The sequence below is a fragment of the Tenacibaculum amylolyticum genome, from assembly GCF_964511145.1.
Classification (GTDB): Bacteria; Bacteroidota; Bacteroidia; order Flavobacteriales; family Flavobacteriaceae; genus Polaribacter; species Polaribacter amylolyticum.
Window position 1 is genome coordinate 76,007 of sequence record NZ_CAZEFZ010000033.1, and the last position, 18,052, is coordinate 94,058.

Here is an 18,052-nt window from a genome sequence, read left to right on the forward strand (position 1 = left end):
ATGAAAAAACTACTTTTTTTAGGAGTTTGTATGCTCCTACTCGCAAATATCAACGTTTACGGGCAAAAAAACAACAACCAATTTTCTAATGAATATTTTGATGCTATTGCTTGGAGAAATATTGGTCCATTTAGAGGAGGACGTAGTTGTGCTGTAACTGGTGTTCCTCAAAAATCTAACTTATTTTACATGGGTACAACTGGTGGTGGTATCTGGAAAACGAACGATGCAGGAAATACTTGGCAAAACATTTCTGATGGCTTTTTTGGAGGTTCAGTTGGATCTATTGCCGTTAGTGAATGGGACAATAATATCATTTATGTAGGAACAGGTGAAAAAACCGTTCGTGGAAATGTTTCTTCTGGTGAAGGTGTATGGAAATCTGAAAACGCTGGAAAAACATGGAAATATATGGGATTACCCAATTCTCGACATATTCCACGTGTTAGAATTCACCAGAGAAATCCCAACATTGTTTTTGCTGCTGTTTTAGGCGATTTATACAAACCTACTTCTGAAAGAGGCGTATATAAATCTATAGACGGAGGTAAAACTTGGAAAAAAGTATTATTTAGTAATGAAGATGCTGGGGCTGTAGATTTAATTATAGACCCTAGTAATCCTAGAGTGCTATATGCCACAACATGGAATGTACGAAGAACCCCTTATAGTTTATCTAGTGGTGGTGAAGGTTCTGGCTTGTGGAAAAGTACTGATGAAGGAGAAACATGGACAAATATTTCTAGTAACGATGGTCTTCCTAAAGGAATTTGGGGGATTTCTGGTATTACAGTATCTCCTGTTAATTCTGATATTGTTTGGGCAATTATAGAAAATAAAGATGGTGGTGTTTACAAATCTTTAGATGCAGGAAAAACATGGAAACTGATTAATAAAGAACGTAAACTACGTCAGAGAGCTTGGTACTATACTCGCTTGTATGCTGATACTGAAGATGAAGATATTTTATATGTTTTAAATGTGCGCTATCATAAATCAACAGATGGTGGAAAAACATATAAAACCTATAACGCTCCTCATGGTGATCATCATGATTTATGGATTGCTCCAGAAGACAATCAACGTATGATTATTGGTGATGATGGTGGTGGTCAGGTTTCTTTTGATGCTGGAGAAAATTGGTCTACTTATTTAAATCAACCAACTTCTCAATTTTACAGAGTAACTACAGACAATCACTTCCCTTACAGAATTTATGGTGCACAACAAGACAATAGTACTATTCGTATTCCGCATCGAACAAATGGTAGATTTATAACCACTAAAGACTGGGAAAGTACTGCTGGTGGTGAAAGTGCACATATTGCTGTAAACCCATTAAATAACGATATTGTATATGGTGGAAGTTACGGAGGTTTATTAACTAGAGTAAATCATAAAACAGGAGAAACCCGAGCTGTTAATGTTTGGCCTGACGATCCTATGGGACACGGTGCTGAGGATTTTAAATATCGTTTTCAATGGAATTTCCCTGTATTATTTTCTCCAAACAATCCTAAAAAATTATATGCTGCTTCTAATCATTTACACGCAACTACAAATGAAGGGCAATCTTGGGAAATTATTAGTCCAGATTTAACTAGAAATGATCCAAAAACATTAGGCCCTTCTGGTGGTCCAATTACAAAAGACAATACAGGAGTAGAATATTATGGAACTATTTTCGCTGTTGCTGAAGTTCCTAACGAAGATGGAGTTATTTATACTGGATCTGATGATGGTTTAGTTCACATTACAAGAGATGGAGGTAAAAACTGGGAAAATATTACGCCTAAAAGCATGCCAGAATGGATGATGATTAATGCTATTGAAATTGATCCATTTACAAAAGGTGGTGCTTATATCGTAGGAACAAAATATAAATCTGGCGATTACCAACCATATATTTATAAGACTGAAAACTACGGAAAATCTTGGAAGAAGATCACTAACGGTATTGGTAAGGAAGATTTTACACGAGTACTTCGTGCTGATCCTAAAAGAAAAGGATTATTATATGCTGGAACAGAAAAAGGCATGTATGTTTCTTTTGATGATGGTACAAACTGGCAAAAGTTCCAATTGAACTTGCCTATAGTTCCAATTACAGACTTAGCTGTAAAAGAAAATAATTTGATTGCTGCTACACAAGGACGTTCGTTTTGGATTATAGATGATTTGACTCCTTTACATCAAATTAACAATACTACCATAAAAGAAGATTTCTTCATTTATAAACCTAAAAATAGTTATCGAATGGGTGGTGGAAATGGTGCTACATCTAAACGAAATGGAACCAATTATTATGGAGGTGTTCCTGTAAATTTCTATTTAAAAAACTTCACTAAAAAAGACACTATTTCATTAACCTTTTTAGATGCTACGAAAAAACCTATTCGCGTATTTAGTAATCATCCTAATAAAAAGAAAAAAGAAGGGAGTTTAAAAGTAAAACAAGGTGATAATGTATTTTACTGGAACATGATGTATACTGGTGCTGAAAAAGTAAAAGGAATGATTTTATGGTGGGCTTCTTTAAATGGACCAATGGCACTTCCTGGAAATTATGAAGTACAACTTTCTGTAAATGGAAAAACAAAAACACAACCTTTTACCATTGTTAAAAAACCTAATTCGGAATCTACTTTAGCCGATCTGCAACAGCAGTTTGACTTTATCAATAGTATTAATGCTAAAATGACTGAGATTCATACTGCACTTAAAAATGTAAAAAAAGTTCGTTCGCAGGTTACGAATTTGAAGAAATCTATTAAGGATAAACAAAAACACAAAGACTTATTAGATTTTGCAGATAAACTAGTAAAAGAAATGACCGTTATTGAAAACAATTTGTATCAAACTAAAAGTAAGAGTAATCAAGATCCTTTAAATTTCCCTATTAAACTCAACAATAAATTAGGGCATTTAAATTCCTTAACAAGAATTGGAGATTATAAACCAACTGATCAAGCTATTGCTTTTAAAAATGAAATTACGAAACAAATAGATATTGAACTGAATAAATTATATACACTTTTTAACACTGATGTAAAACAACTAAATCAAAAGGTTAAAGAAAGTCAAATTGATTTTATTCAATTAGATTAAAAAGCTAATCCTTCTGAGTACGTTTGCTGTAATTGGTGTCTTTCATGATATTACTAATTGGTATAGCGTTATTTCAGAACGAGACATATTACTCAAAAAAGGCTGTCTAAAATATTTTAGACAGCCTTTTTATTTATGATAATTTAATTTTCGTTATTTGACAATAAATCGTTTAGAAGTATTGGTAAATTCATTACTTAAATTCAGAATATAAATTCCTGAATTCAGTTTATCTGTATTAATTAGTTTACTTTCTAATACACCTTCTCTTACTGTTTGTCCTAGTGTATTAATAATTCTATACTTCGTATTCGATAATTGATCCGATGAAATTAGCTTTAAGAACTCTCCTTTTACAATTGGGTTTGGTGCCAATGTTAACGAAGTTAATACGTTTTCATCTTCATCTCCTAATACATCTAATCTAGTTCCAAACTCAACTACAGATCTAGAACTACTAGAACATGAAGTTTCATAAATTCTAACATTAGAGAATGTAGAATTATTTCCAGATCCTGCATCATTATCATTAATGAATACTAATCTATCCATATTTCCTGTATATGAATCACCTACAGGGATTACATACGTTGTAGTTCCACTTGTATAATTATCGAAGTTTGTTACCCCATAGCTTTGTGTTCCATGTACTTTAAAGTATCTACTCGAAGTTAAACTATTATCATCTTCAAAACCAATTCCATGAATTTCTCCTTCAGAAGTACTACTAAATTCAAACTCTATTACAGTATTTGAAGTCACTGTATAATTCAAAGAAATATACTTCCATGTATTGTTCGTTAATGTTAATGAATTTCCTCCTGAACCTATAGAGAAATTACCAGAAGAGTCTTGATTTGAGAAAGATGTAATTGTATAATCATTAAAATTGATTGCTGAACATCCTGGGTCTGTTCCACCTCCAGCAGTTAAATTTATATTATCAATAGCAATATCACTTCTCCAACTAGAACCTGTAGTTCCAACAAATCTAAGTGTTACTGCTCCTCCAACATAAGCATTTAAGTTTACAGAAATGTCATTCCATTGGTTTCCTTTGTTTCCAGAATCGTTCCAGATACTAGTCCATGTTGTTCCATTAGTAGATGCTTCCAATGCTAATGATCCAATATTAGTTCCGTACATATGATTGCTGAATGTAAAAGTAGCTGATGTTTCTCCTGAAAGATCGAAACAAGGACTTTCTAAAATAGCAGTTGCGTTTGGCCCTATTTGTCCTGGGCTATTATTTGTTGAAGCCTCTAAAAACATATAAAAACTTCCATCTGCCCCAGAACTTGGTCCAGTAGTAGAGGAAGGTGTTCCACCACTATCTCTTACCCAATCTCCATCATCTCCAGATGCTTGAGTCCATCCATCATTAGTTTCGAAACTTTCGCTATATGGTAATGATTCACATGAACTACCTATTGCTGATGTTGTAAATGTTACTGTTGAACTATAAGCAGAATTACTACTCGTACACTTACTACGTACTTGTACTTCATAATTTGTAGATGCATTTAACCCTGATAATGTTGTCGATGTACCTGATACTGCATTTACTGTCCAGCTAGTTGTACCTGCTTGACGGTAACGAACATCGTACGTTGCTCCTGCAACTGAATTCCAAGATACTGTTGCTCCTGAACTAGAAACTCCAGATACAGCAACTCCTGTTGGTACAGTAGCTGTACACGGTACTGGATTTGTAATTGTAAAGTTTGTATTAGAAATATCGAAGAAAATATGGTTATTTCCTTTTACCATAATTCTATTTTGATTTCCTACTTCATTAGGTACAGTAATTGTATGAGAACCATCATTAGCTACATTACTTGCTAATGTAATTGGATATGTATCTCCACCATCTGTAGACATTAAAATATCTACTGTAGCTGCATTCACTCCATTTCCTGTAGTCCCTGCAACATTCCATGTTACTGTTTCTGCAGCTCCACTTGATAAGCTTACACTTGTATTAGGAGATGTAACTACGAAAGGACCAGCTGTCCCGTTTACTGTTACTCTAACATCGTCGCTATCGTTAGTACCTCCACCAACTCTATTATCTCTTACCGTTAATCTGAAATTTAAGTTTCTAGCTACATTCGGTACAGCTTCCCATTGCCAAGAAGTAGCTCCTGTTTTTACAGTTTCTAATCTAGGGAAGTATCTTGAAGTACTTGCTGTTGGCGGATACGATCTAAATGCTACTCCAGAAGTTGCAGTTACACTTGGTATTTTAGTAACAGCATTATCTTCATCAATTTGTTCCCAACAGTATGACAACACGTCAGAAGCATCTGCATCTGTAGCTGAACCCGTTAACACGAATGCTGTTCCTTTTGGAATAGTATAATCACTTCCTGCGTTTGCTACTGGCACATTATTTCCTGTTGCCGTATTTGTTTGACATGAAGTAGTTTTAATATAATTAGTAATCTGTTGGATTGTAATCGCATGGAAATAAGGATCACTATTAGGTTGTACATCTGTAGATCCTGTAATCCCAGCATATCCCATAATTGTTGAACCACTTCCTGGCTCCATTTGCACATCTCTTCCTTCATTTCCTCCGAAAGTCCAAGTATGATTACCTCCAAACTGGTGTCCAATTTCGTGTGATACATAATCTACGTCAAATACCTCTCCTTCTGGTATTGTAGTAGAACTAAATCCACTTCCTTTACTTCCATTTGTACAAACACAACCAATACACCCTGCATTTCCGTTGTTACTTGCTCTATGAAATAAGTGACCTACATCGTAATTTGCCTCACCAATATTACTTGTTAATGTAGATTGTAATTGTGAATTTAATGCTCCTGTATATGGATCTGAGCTTGCATTTGTATAAATAACAGTATCTGTATTTGGTACAACTACCATTGTTACATTAAAGTCAGATTCATAAATTCCATTTACTCTGGTCATTGTAGCATTAATTGCTGCTAATGCTTGAGCTTTAGTGCCTCCATGATATGACGTATATTCTCCAGTAGTTGAAATTGCGATACGATACGTTCTTAAAATTCCATCATCTGCGTTTTTATGAGCTGCATTATGATCATGATCTGCTTGTTTTTTACTAGGGTCTAGTGTACAATTTATTCCACCAACTCTACTTGGCTTATCAGCTCTTTTATACACAGAATACGTTTGTAAATCTTGTGAATATGGCTCAATAAAAACAGCTGCTTTATCTACACCTAAACGCATACTTTGCAACCCTTTAGGAGAAAGACTAAATCGTATTCTGTCTCCTGGATTTGTTACACTTACTCCAGCATACGATTTGATATTTGGATACTTTGCTGCTAGATCTGGGTGTAATACTGGCGCTTCAAAAACATAGAAATTTTCTAATACTCCATCTGCATTTGGGAAAGAAACTATGAGTTTCGATTGTTTTCCAATACTTCGCTTTGGAGCTGCATTTAGGGTCTGTTTTAACGATTCTACATCTAAGCTATAAATTGTTTTGTCGGGTAGTTTTTTTTGCAAAGCGACTGTGCTTACTTTTGCGCTTGAAGTGTTTGTTTTTTTCCAAAAATTACTGTTTTGAGCGCACAAAACAGTACTAGCCATCAATGTGGCTATGAGTAGTTTAATTCTCATTATTTTAAGGGTTTGCGGTTAACTGATCAAATTTAAACAAACTTTAATAAAAAATCATAATTTTTGTTAAAAAATAAATCAAACCGCAATTTAATCAAGAAAAAAACAACAATAAATGAGAAAAATTCAGTATTTTAATAGATTATCGCCATAAGCCATGCCTTTAAAATAGCTTTATTTTTATTATAACTTTTCAAGTTATTAAACAAAATTTGTAAGAATAAAAAGTAAAAAACATAACGAACTCTAACTACCTATATAACTACTTAAATTAGTTCTTAAATAACGAGTAATTATGTTTCTAAAAAAAGAGGACAATCATTCTAACTTCTCCTTATTTCATCTTTTTGTTAGTTATATAAATACCATAAATGATACTTATTACAACTTTTGGAAGCCAAAAACGAATCCATCTTTTATCTGCAAAATGCACTTCATAAACAGCTTTAAAATCTCCAGAAAAAATATTTCCTGCACTATTAAAGAACAATGCGAATAGCGTCACGATAATTAAAAAAGGGATTCCTATTTTAAGTACATTGATCCAAAATAACTTTTTTAAAAAATTTTGCTGTAATGACATTTTCTATTTGTTTTGTTAGCGAAAAGTAATCAAAGATAAAGATTTACTTATGATTGTTATGTAGATTTCCTTGTCCTTTTCAGAATACAAACATTCTATAAAAGATAGCACTCTTTTATAGAATGTTATCTAATTATAATCTATTGTAATTTCTTGTTGTTATGGTGACGGTCGTGATCTCTTTTTGTTTTGATGTCTAACTTTTTATTAAAAGCTTCTTGTAAGTTTACTCCCGTTTGATTTGCTAAGCATAAAACCACAAAAACAACATCTGCCAATTCTTCTCCTAAATCTTTTTGCTTATCACTCTCTTTCTCACTTTGCTCTCCATATCTTCTAGCAATAATTCTAGCTACTTCTCCAACCTCTTCTGTAAGTTGAGCCATATTTGTTAATTCATTAAAATAACGTACTCCATGGTTTTTAATCCAATCGTCTACCTGTTTTTGCGCGTCTTGTATATTCATAATCTATTTTAATAATCACTTTCAAAAATAACATACTTATTTATAAAAAAAGGAGCACTAAATATAATTTTAATGCTCCCTATTATTTAAGTAAGTTTTACTTTAAGACTATCTGGTTTATTTTTTAAAACCAATAAAAATATACCACTTAGTAACGAAAGTCCAAATACTATGTACCATGTATTATCAAATCCTACTTTTTCTATTAAATGCATTCCAGAAAAATGACCAAATACATGAGCTACAGAAAAAGAAATACTATACCAAGACATATATTGTCCTTGATTTCCTTTTTTGGCTCTCTCCATTGCATAAGCATTTGAGAATGGAAACATAATCATTTCTCCTATGGTCATGAAGAACATTCCTATTATTAAAATTCCAACCCAGCTTGTCATATTTAACACAATAAAACTCATAGTTACTAAAACACCTCCTATTAGCATTAACGAAACTTTAGTTTGCTTGCTATCTTCTAACCATTTTACTAGTGGCATTTCTAGAAATACGATAATAATACCATTAGCTCCTAAAAGTAGTCCTATTTCTAATTCAGATAAATGGTGTGCTTCTTTGTAATACAATGGAATTGTAGAGAAATACTGTAAAAACACGATTCCAAATAATGCCATTGCTACTAAAAATATCCAGTATGGTTTATCTGAATATACAGATACTGGATTTTCTACTTTTACTTCATCTAAAACTCTAGCTTTTTTAGGGTTTAGAACTTTTATTAATAACACAGTTGCCAAAATACAAGTAATACCATCTACCCAAAAAAGTCCTTGATATCCCATTGTAGTAATAATTAAACCACCAATAGCTGGTCCGGCCGAAAAACCTAAGTTAATTGCTAAACGAATTAATGTTACTGACCTTGTTTTATTTTCAGGTTTACTGTACGAACTTAAGGCAACAAACATTGCTGGGCGAAAGGTATCGGCAACCATCATTAATATAAAAATCGCTGCACAAAAGGCATTTAATGTAGTTATGAATTGTAATAACACAAACAAAACTCCAGTTAAGAATAAACTTACCGCCATTACCTTATAATACCCTATTTTATCTGCTAAATATCCTCCTAATTTAGATCCAGCTACAGAACCTAAACCAAAAAAGACCATAATTAAACCTACATCAGAAAAGGTAAACCCTAAACTTTGTGTTAGATATAACGATAAAAATGGTATTACCATAGTACCTGCTCTATTGATGAGTGTAATTAAAGATAACCACCACACTTCTTTTGAAAGTCCTTCAAAAGTTGCTTTGTAATTAGTAAATAACTTTTTCATAATTGTTTGATTTTAGTTGTTTATAGAAAATAAAAAAGTCCGACTATAAAGTCGGACTTAGCAATTGTATATTTTTATATCAATATAACATTTACACATAAATAGCCCGACAGGATGAAGGTGATTTAGACACCCATCTGCATTGCTTATATGTATAACTATTTTTCATGTTTTCTTTTAATTCTACTACAAACATATATAAAAAATTATAAAGTCGTATGTTAACTTTACGTTATGCTTCTCTTTTTTAGTAGCATAAAGATTAGTTTCTCTCTTTATTATTTTCTATTTACTAAAAAAATAAAGTATTTTTAGCCTCCTTATTAAAATAGCTATTATGAAAAAAACTCTAACCAAATTATCTTTATTATTATCATTATGCATTCCATATTTAGTAATTGCCCAACATAAAAGCACTTCTCTTATTGGCTCGGTTGCGCATAGTGGCGATTTAGTTTCTCAATTGGCGCAGCTATTACCTATGGGTATAAATCCATATGCTACGGTATTTGTTACTTCCATTTTATCTAAAATGGGAATTCACAACGATTTCATAGCTACCAATCCTTTTTTTGACAGTTGGCTAATTGTTTCTCTTTTTGGATTTCTTTTCTTATTTACCTCTCTTGTAGGAACTGTATTTAAAACAAATAAAGCAACTGCTGCTATTGGTTTAGCGGATAATTACCTTTCTAGCCATGCAGCAATTATTATAAATATTATTGTTATTGTATCACCTCTTTTATTTTTTGATGCTAATAATAATGGAGCAGGAACTCAAGAAGCTGGATTCTTTTCTTTAGGACTAAAAACATTACTTGTTTTAATTATTTCTATTTATTTTTTAGTCGTAGTTACTACTGTTCGTTTTTTTATTGATATTCTGATCTTCCTATCGCCAATTCCTTTTATAGATTCCATTCTAGAAATTGTAAAGATTGTAATCACAATTTTATTTGTTTTGATTAGTGTTTTCTATCCTACATTTTCGGTTATTCTATCAGTTTTAGCATTTATTATTTCTTTAATGATGTATCGTAAATCTGTACAATTGGTAAATAAAACTAAATACTTATTTGTATTTCCTATTCTGAATTTGTTTAAAAACAAAGAAAAACTACTTACTCACAATGATTTATTTTCATTTTGTGTTTATTTAAAAACTGCCAGTAAGAAGTTTAAAAAAGGTAGTGTGGTTCGATTGGTTAAAAAAGAAGGCACTGTTTATTTAGTTAAAGATCGATTTTTATTCTCTAGCATTGAAGAAACTATAGATATTTCTAATTTTACATTAACTAAAAAACACTTAAGTAGTACGGTAAGTAATGATGATAAAACAAAGGTTCTTTTACTAAATAGATCTTATCATAAGTATTTACAAGAAATTAAAACTACTTTTGATTTTGAAATTCCTTTTACAGAAGCTACTGAAGATATCAACTCTCAAAAAGGTTTACTTTCTAGAGCTAAAAATATGTTCAATAAGAATGATATTAATGAATTAAAATTAATCGATTAATGAAGAACTTAAAAAACTATATCCTTATTTTAAATTTACTTTTTCTTCTTTCTTGTAATTCACAAGGGAAAAGAGAAATATTAGGTGACTCAGAATTCCAGCGAGAAATGAATGCAAAATTTAAAGATGCTTCTAAATCTCCATTAACTAAAAAAGGATTAAAGAATTTTAAAGGTTTAGATTTCTTTCCTATAAATGAAAAATTTAAAGTAGTCGCAAAACTGACTGAAACCCCAGATGGTAAAGTTTTTAATTTTCCAACAACTACTTCTAGAGTGGCTAAGTATAAAAAATATGGTATTATCAATTTCACAATTGATGGGAAAGATTTTCAACTAGACATTTATAAAGATCCAGACCCAAAACCTAAATATAAAGACCATTTATTTTTACCTTTTCTTGATTTAACTAATGGTAAAACATCGTATGGAGGAGGTAGGTTTATAGATGTATTAACTACAGATAAAAAAGGCGATGGCACAATAGTTATTGATTTTAACGAAGCTTACAATCCATACTGTGCTTATAGTGACAGATATTCTTGCCCTATTACCCCACGCGATAACAGATTAGATATTGCAGTTGAAGCTGGTGTAATGGCTTATAAAAAATAAGACAAATAAAAACCGTTATCCTTTTGAAGAATAACGGTTTTTATTTTATAATCAATTCTTTTTGATCTAAGCGTCAAAAGATAATTCTTCTTTAAGGTCTAACTCAATTGCATTTTGTAAACTTTCTAAAAAGTCTTTACGCACTTTAAGTTTAGTGTTTTTATGTGCTGTTTTGTTTATTTTCCCGAATAGTTGCGCTACTTTAACCGCTGTTGGAAGTAAGTATTCACCTGGAACTATTTTATCTAAAAAACCAGCTGTAACTGCCTCTTTTGGATTATACATTTCTCCATTATTCACACTTCTTTCAAAAAATACAGCAGGAAGCTTATGTCTTGCTATTGCAATTCCTGCGTGGTGCATTGTCATACCAATTTGCACTTCGTTTAAACCAATTTTAAAATCCCCATCAACTCCTAATCTATAATCTGCAGATAATAATAAGAAAGCTCCTTTCGCAACTGCATGACCACTACAAGCCATAATTACTGGATAAGGGAATGATAACAACCTATGTGAAAGTTTTGAACCTCTAGATACTAATTCTTTAGCTGCATCTGCAGATTTTGTCATTACTTTTAAATCGTAACCACCAGATAAAATACCTTCTTGTCCAGTTATAATTACTACTCTTTCTTCCTTTTCGGCAGCTTCTAAACATTCATTAATTTCATCTATAACTTCATGAGAAATTGCGTTAACTTTCCCATTCGCTATTTTAATTATTGCATAATTATCTTCAGTAGTATACTGCACTAAATTGTTCATATTATATATATTTTACTAAAAAAACTCCTAAGAAAACGGCCAAGAATCCAACTACAAAACTAGCTATGGTATACGATGCAAACGAAATAAAATCTCCTGATTTTAAAAATATATGATTCTCATAAGCAAACGTAGAAAATGTAGTAAATCCACCGCAAAAACCTGTAGCTAACAATAGCGATTGATTTTGGGTTAATGCTTCATTTTTAGCTGCCAGCCCTAGAATAAAACCTATTAGCAAACTTCCTAAAATATTGGCTAAAAAAGTTCCTAACGGAATACCTGTTTCAGAGTTATTAAGTGCCTTTCCTAATAAATATCTTAACACACTTCCAAAACCACCTCCTATGAATACGAATATTGCTTGTTTCATTGCCTACGAAAATAAGAAAACCTCACAAAATAGTGAGGTTTTTTAATTTGTATTTAATCTGGTAAATTATTCTACTGGATAAAAAATATCTGTTTGAATATCTATTTCTTTTACGTTAGCTGGATCGTTAACGTATAATTCGTAAATAGGAAACTTACTCTTTATTTTATTAGCCTCTAAATATTTTGCCAAGGCTGTATGCGCTTCATAATCTCCTTCTCCGTAGTTACCATATTTAGAAATTTTAGCATGCTTCCCTCCTGCAATATTCATTTTATCCATTCCTTCTGCTGGATCTATATCTTTATTTAGTAACAATCCAATATGAAACTCTGTTTCTCCAGTTTTTTCGTCCCATTTGTGAAATACTGCTGCTGGTATATAATCTCCTAGAACTAAACCAGATTTAACAGCATACATACCTGCTTTTGGCAATGATTCCATAAATGCTTTTTGCATAGCTTCGTGGTTTATTTTCATTTTATGAGGGAATCCTATAAATGGTTTTTCTTCAGTATCTACCACAACCACTTCGCTTAAACGAAATTTATCTGGTATATTATTTACAACTTCACTCAAATTATCTAAACCTTGCTCTTCCATAGGGCCCAACATAGCATCCCAACCTCCAGATAATGCAGCAAAAAATTTAAATATAAAAGGAGCCTTATCGTCTTTCATTGTCCAAGTAACCTTTGTTCCATCTGTTACCTCTTCAAAATCCCAAATGATTTCACTAGGTTCATTATCTCCAAAAGTCATTTCTTGTTGAATTGATTTATTTTCTTCTACTGCAATTGTTTTCATTGCTCCTGGGCCATCTTTACTTGTCCAACTATCACTTGCACCAACTCCTACGGTAGTTTCGCCGTAAGTAACGACTATTGTACTATCTTGATCGTGCCATGGCCCCCATTGTTCCCATGTTTTTAAATCATTAACAGTAGAAAATACTTTTGAAATTGGTTGGTTTATCACTTTTGAGCGAGAAACATCATAGTTTGAAGGTTGCATTGTTACATACAACAAACCTATTACAATAATTGCTAACAGAAATAGCACTGTATATTTTAAGATTTTCATAGATAAAAAGTTTGGTTAATACTCATTAAATATAAAAAATAACTCGTAAACAAATAACCTCGTGCATTTTACACGAGGTTATTTATAATTTTATAAGGTTTATTTTCAATGAATATAGAGGTTTTCCCTCTATTATATTCATTCAAGAACTAAAGCTCTACATCATCTGCATCTGTCCAGTTCCACTTCCCTACAATTGTTCCATTTTTAACTGTTACAATACCAGGGTTTGCTCTAATTACCGTTTTAATTGCTGTTCCATCACAACTACCAAAAATATATGGTAGATTATACTTTTCTTTGAAATTATTCAATTCATCTTCATCGTACATCATTCCATCTGCTGTAAGGATATATATTTCATACCCTTTATTTTTTGCTTCTGCAGCTACTTTAGAAACAGCTGAGAATCCTTCTTCGTCTGCTTTATCTACCGTGTTTATTAGAATCAACATTGCTTTGTCTTTACCTAACATTTCTTCTAACAAATCTCCTTCGTCTGTATCAATTGTAAAATCATGGATTGGGGGCACTTCTCCATCTCCTTGATATTTCATTCCTTCAGCAATATTTGTTCCTACTGAATAAGCTCTAAAATCTATAATAGGTAAATGATTTAACACATAATACGTAATTAATAATGATACAAATACAGATGCATATGTAGTTATTGTTGCTATTTTTAAAGAAGGAATAGCTTTAATATATTTTAATCCTGCAATTAAAATTCCTATCAATACAATAAAAATTACGTTTTTATAGAATGTTTGTTTTGGTGTTATTTTAATAGCATCTCCAAAACAACCACAATCTGTTACTTTATTATATGTATACGAATACCATGTTAGGAATAAAAATATTAAGGTAATTGCAAACAAACTCCAAACGGTAAATTTAGGTTTGTATCCTACCAATAACATAATTCCTAAAACAGTTTCTGCCACTACTAAAAGAATTGCAAATACTAATGCATAAGGAGTTAAGAATTCTAATCCTAATACCGCTTCACTAAAATATTCTTCTAATTTAAACATGGTTCCCAATGGGTCTACCAATTTTACAAAACCTGAATAAATGAATAGTAATCCGACAAAAACTCTTGAAATGTGTGTAAGTATTTTTAACATAATTATAGGGATTTTTGGGCTTCATTTAAGTGAATCATTGCAAATACTGAATAGTTGATCATATCCTGATAATTTGCATCAATTCCCTCTGAAACTATGGTTTTTCCTTTATTATCTTCTATTTGCTTTACGCGTAATAATTTCTGTAAAATTAAGTCTGTTAATGAAGACACTCTCATATCACGCCATGCTTCTCCATAGTCGTGGTTCTTATTCTCCATTAATTCTTTAGTAACTTTTACATATTTATCATATAAAGCTGTAGCTTCTTCCGTTGTTAGGTCTGGTTGTTCTGCAAAACCTAATTCTAATTGTACCAGCGCCATGATAGAGTAATTGATAATTCCAATAAATTCAGATCGTTCTCCTTCATCTACCTTTCTTACGTTATTTTCTTGTAGCTGGCGAATTCGTTGTGCTTTGATAAATATTTGATCGGTGAGTGATGGTAAGCGCAAGATTCTCCACGCGCTTCCATAATCAGACATCTTATTAATAAATAAATTGCGGCACTCTGTAATTACCGCGTCGTACTGCTCTGAGGTATTCTGCATTTCTATGTATTCCGAAAAAACTATGTAAAAATAGCAAATCAAATAGGTTTTCGATTATTTTTATCGAAAAATTTGATTTTTAACACTCAGAAGCATGACTATTAACTGCCGCGGAAAACTTATTGATTTTCAAACTCCAAAAGTAATGGGGATTTTAAATATTACTCCAGATTCTTTTTTTGATGGCGGTAAATACAATAATGAAAAAGATATTTTACTGCAAACTGAGAAAATGTTAGAAGACGGAGCTACTTTTATTGACATTGGAGCTTACTCTTCTAGACCAGGTGCTGCACATGTTTCTGAAGACGAGGAATTGCAGAGAATTGTTCCTGTTGTAACTCTTTTATCTAAAAAATTTCCAGAAGCATTCATCTCTATAGATACTTTTCGAAGCAATATTGCTAAAGAAACTATTCTTGCTGGCGGTGCAATTGTAAACGATATTTCTGGTGGTAATTTAGATAAAAATATGTTTAAAACTATTGCTGAACTTCAAGTTCCATATATTCTAATGCATATGCAAGGTACTCCGCAAAACATGCAGCAGAATCCTAATTATGAAAACATTACTACTGAATTGATTTCTTTTTTTGCTGAAAAGTTATTTGAATTACACCAATTAAAAGTTAATGATGTAATTATTGATGTTGGTTTTGGTTTTGGAAAAACGATTGCACACAATTACGAATTGCTACAAGATTTATCATTATTTGAAAATCTAGATAGTCCTATTCTGGCAGGTGTATCCAGAAAATCTATGCTATACAAATTACTAGACACTTCGCCACAAGAAGCCCTAAATGCAACTTCTATTGCCAATACTATTGCACTTTTAAATGGTGCTAATATTCTTCGTGTACATGATGTAAAAGAAGCTGTTGAAGCTGTAAAGATTGTTTCACAAGTACGTTAGTTTTCTGGCATTGTTTTTGTTAATTTTCTGTTAAGACCAAAAATTGCTTAGTAGCCAAACTTTAGTAAAAATCATTTATTAATTTTTTAAAAACTACTAATTATGAAAAGAAAACGCATTTCAGAAATTAACGCCGGTTCTATGGCAGACATAGCTTTTTTACTTCTTATTTTTTTCCTTGTTACTACTACTTTGGATGTTGACAAAGGTATTTTTAGAAAGATGGCTCAAAAAAATGAAAATCCTCCACCTATTGAGCTTCATGATAGAAATCTTTTAGATATTAATATCAACTTAAATGATGAAATATTAATTGGAGAGCGCCAAGTAAATACTGATGAAATTACAGAGTTAACCGCAAACTTTATTGATAATGGTGGTGGTAAGGATGTTAATGGGCAACCTTGTGATTGGTGCAATGGAAATAAAAAAAGTAATTTATCAGATCATCCTTCTAAAGCTGTAATAACTATAACTGCTGATAGAAATGCAACTTATGAAACTTATATTAATGTTTTAGATAATGTAAATCATGCGTATTCTCAATTACGAAATAAACTAACACTTAAAATTTACAAAACTAGTTTTACCGCTATGGAAGAAGAGTTTAAACGTACTAAAGATGCCAAAGTGTTTGAAAAAATTAAATTTATTCGTAGTAAATACCCTCTTTTAATAGGAGATTTAGAAACTACTATGGCTACTAATTAGTCTTAAATTATTAGAAAACTATTATATAAAAAAACCAGTTACACATTGGTAACTGGTTTTTAACCTTTTATTGCTTTAAATACAATTAAAACGCACAAAGATCTGGAATGAATAATGGTTCTCCATTAACATCTATTGTCATTCCACAACCGCTACTACAAGGAGGACAATCTCTATTTGAACTACATTCAAGAAATTGTGCATAACATCCGAAGCCTCCTTCGATATTTCTTTGGTCGTTTTTAGAAAGTACTTTTCCTAATTTTGAAATTTGATTTTTCATAATAATGGTAAGGTTATTAGATTAAATTAATATTAAGATTGGTTATTCTTAACTCTACCAAAATACAAAATTCTAATCTAAAACACTTTTCTTAATTACTATTTTTTATTTCCTTGAATAAAATCTAGATTATAACAGCACAACTACTTTAAATTTGGAAAATTCAGAAAAGGCTGAAACCATACAAAACCACCAAATTATTAGTACATTTACGCAAATGTCTTAGGATACATGTTAGACTTTATAGATTTTTCTTTTCTTGATATACTAGATATTATCCTAGTAGCTGTTTTACTATACTATATTTATAAATTAGTTAAAGGTACAGTAGCAATTAATATTGTTATTGGAATTGCTTTTATTTTCTTAATATGGAAAGTTACGCAAGCATTGCACATGGAAATGCTAAGTGGTATTCTTGGTTACTTACTTTCTGGAGGTGTTATTGCTTTGATAATTGTATTTCAACAAGAAATTAGAAAGTTTCTATTAATGATAGGAACTACTAATTTTTCGACAAAACGTGGTTTCTTAAATCAAATAAAGTTTTTACAATCTGAAATTAATGCAGATACCGATGTTGAAACAATTGTAAAATCATGTAAAAATCTTTCCAAATCAAAAACTGGAGCCTTAATTGTTATTGAACGTACGAACAAGCTTGATTTCTTGGTAAATACAGGAGATCCAATGAATGCTTTAGTTAACAATGCCATTATACAAAGTATCTTTTATAAAAATAGTCCATTACACGATGGCGCTACCATTATTAGAGATAATTATATTGTTGCTTCTCGTGTCATTTTACCTGTATCTGACAACCCAAGGATTCCTGCTAGATTTGGTTTACGACACAGAGCTGCTATAGGAATTAGCGAAAAAACAGACGCTGTTTGCTTATTAGTTTCTGAAGAAACTGGTGAAATTTCTTACATCAAAGACGGTGAATTTGTTCTATATAAAGACTTTGATCAATTATCCGAAAAAATAAAACAGGACGTTTCTAAACTTACTTAATATTACT

The 18,052-nt window shown here is 31.5% G+C and carries 16 protein-coding genes; 6 read left to right on the top strand and 10 right to left on the bottom strand.

Translation table 11 applies throughout. From position 1 onward, the window contains the following. The gene (locus ACKTTC_RS11435; protein WP_408039961.1) at nt 1–3,108 is read left to right on the top strand and encodes a WD40/YVTN/BNR-like repeat-containing protein; all 3,108 of its coding nucleotides are present in this window, start codon (nt 1–3) and stop codon (nt 3,106–3,108) included. Between the two features lie 153 nt (nt 3,109–3,261). On the opposite strand, the gene ACKTTC_RS11440 is transcribed toward ACKTTC_RS11435, so the two are convergent. From ACKTTC_RS11440 to ACKTTC_RS11455, 4 genes are all read right to left on the bottom strand, one after another. Next, entirely contained in the window at nt 3,262–6,729 is a 3,468-nt protein-coding gene (locus tag ACKTTC_RS11440) for a reprolysin-like metallopeptidase (protein ID WP_408039962.1), read from the bottom strand. Nucleotides 6,730–7,063: 334 nt separating this feature from the next. Beyond that, nucleotides 7,064–7,312 (bottom strand): hypothetical protein, encoded by a 249-nt coding sequence (locus tag ACKTTC_RS11445; RefSeq protein ID WP_408039963.1) that lies wholly within the window; start codon nt 7,310–7,312, stop codon nt 7,064–7,066. A gap of 140 nt (nt 7,313–7,452) precedes the next feature. Beyond that, complete coding sequence (locus tag ACKTTC_RS11450; RefSeq protein WP_408039964.1) at nt 7,453–7,779, bottom strand: nucleotide pyrophosphohydrolase; 327 nt, start codon at nt 7,777–7,779, stop codon at nt 7,453–7,455. A gap of 86 nt (nt 7,780–7,865) precedes the next feature. Next, on the bottom strand, nt 7,866–9,080 hold the full coding sequence (locus ACKTTC_RS11455) for an MDR family MFS transporter (protein WP_408039965.1): 1,215 nt from the start codon (nt 9,078–9,080) through the stop codon (nt 7,866–7,868). A gap of 337 nt (nt 9,081–9,417) precedes the next feature. On the opposite strand from ACKTTC_RS11455, the gene ACKTTC_RS11460 reads away from it, so the two are divergent. Next, nucleotides 9,418–10,599 carry a hypothetical protein gene (locus ACKTTC_RS11460; RefSeq protein ID WP_408039966.1) on the top strand — a complete coding sequence of 394 codons (1,182 nt, stop codon included), beginning with the start codon at nt 9,418–9,420 and terminating at the stop codon, nt 10,597–10,599. Next, complete coding sequence (locus ACKTTC_RS11465) at nt 10,599–11,213, top strand: DUF1684 domain-containing protein (protein ID WP_408039967.1); 615 nt, start codon at nt 10,599–10,601, stop codon at nt 11,211–11,213. The genes ACKTTC_RS11460 and ACKTTC_RS11465 overlap by 1 nt, the downstream gene beginning before the upstream one ends. A gap of 66 nt (nt 11,214–11,279) precedes the next feature. On the opposite strand, the gene ACKTTC_RS11470 is transcribed toward ACKTTC_RS11465, so the two are convergent. The 5 genes from ACKTTC_RS11470 to ACKTTC_RS11490 form a co-directional block, all read right to left on the bottom strand. Beyond that, entirely contained in the window at nt 11,280–11,981 is a 702-nt protein-coding gene (locus ACKTTC_RS11470) for a crotonase/enoyl-CoA hydratase family protein (protein WP_408039968.1), read from the bottom strand. Nucleotide 11,982: 1 nt separating this feature from the next. After that, nucleotides 11,983–12,354: a fluoride efflux transporter CrcB gene (gene crcB / locus ACKTTC_RS11475; protein WP_408039969.1), complete on the bottom strand. Its 372-nt coding sequence runs from the start codon at nt 12,352–12,354 to the stop codon at nt 11,983–11,985. A gap of 66 nt (nt 12,355–12,420) precedes the next feature. Further along, nucleotides 12,421–13,437 (bottom strand): SRPBCC family protein, encoded by a 1,017-nt coding sequence (locus ACKTTC_RS11480; RefSeq protein WP_408039970.1) that lies wholly within the window; start codon nt 13,435–13,437, stop codon nt 12,421–12,423. 149 nt (nt 13,438–13,586) lie between these two features. Then, a complete protein-coding gene (locus ACKTTC_RS11485; RefSeq protein WP_408039971.1) occupies nt 13,587–14,564 on the bottom strand; it encodes a DoxX family protein in 978 nt (325 codons plus the stop codon). Between the two features lie 2 nt (nt 14,565–14,566). Further along, nucleotides 14,567–15,118: a DUF1599 domain-containing protein gene (locus ACKTTC_RS11490; protein ID WP_408039972.1), complete on the bottom strand. Its 552-nt coding sequence runs from the start codon at nt 15,116–15,118 to the stop codon at nt 14,567–14,569. Between the two features lie 94 nt (nt 15,119–15,212). Between ACKTTC_RS11490 and folP the strand changes: the two genes are divergently transcribed. Both folP and ACKTTC_RS11500 read left to right on the top strand, forming a co-directional pair. Continuing rightward, on the top strand, nt 15,213–16,034 hold the full coding sequence (gene folP, locus ACKTTC_RS11495; RefSeq protein ID WP_408039973.1) for a dihydropteroate synthase: 822 nt from the start codon (nt 15,213–15,215) through the stop codon (nt 16,032–16,034). 102 nt (nt 16,035–16,136) lie between these two features. Continuing rightward, the gene (locus ACKTTC_RS11500) at nt 16,137–16,745 is read left to right on the top strand and encodes an ExbD/TolR family protein (RefSeq protein WP_408039974.1); all 609 of its coding nucleotides are present in this window, start codon (nt 16,137–16,139) and stop codon (nt 16,743–16,745) included. 85 nt (nt 16,746–16,830) lie between these two features. On the opposite strand, the gene ACKTTC_RS11505 is transcribed toward ACKTTC_RS11500, so the two are convergent. Next, nucleotides 16,831–17,028 (bottom strand): hypothetical protein, encoded by a 198-nt coding sequence (locus ACKTTC_RS11505; RefSeq protein ID WP_408039975.1) that lies wholly within the window; start codon nt 17,026–17,028, stop codon nt 16,831–16,833. Nucleotides 17,029–17,259: 231 nt separating this feature from the next. Between ACKTTC_RS11505 and cdaA the strand changes: the two genes are divergently transcribed. Beyond that, complete coding sequence (cdaA, locus tag ACKTTC_RS11510) at nt 17,260–18,045, top strand: diadenylate cyclase CdaA (protein ID WP_408039976.1); 786 nt, start codon at nt 17,260–17,262, stop codon at nt 18,043–18,045. The last annotated feature ends 7 nt before the right edge of the window (nt 18,046–18,052 follow it).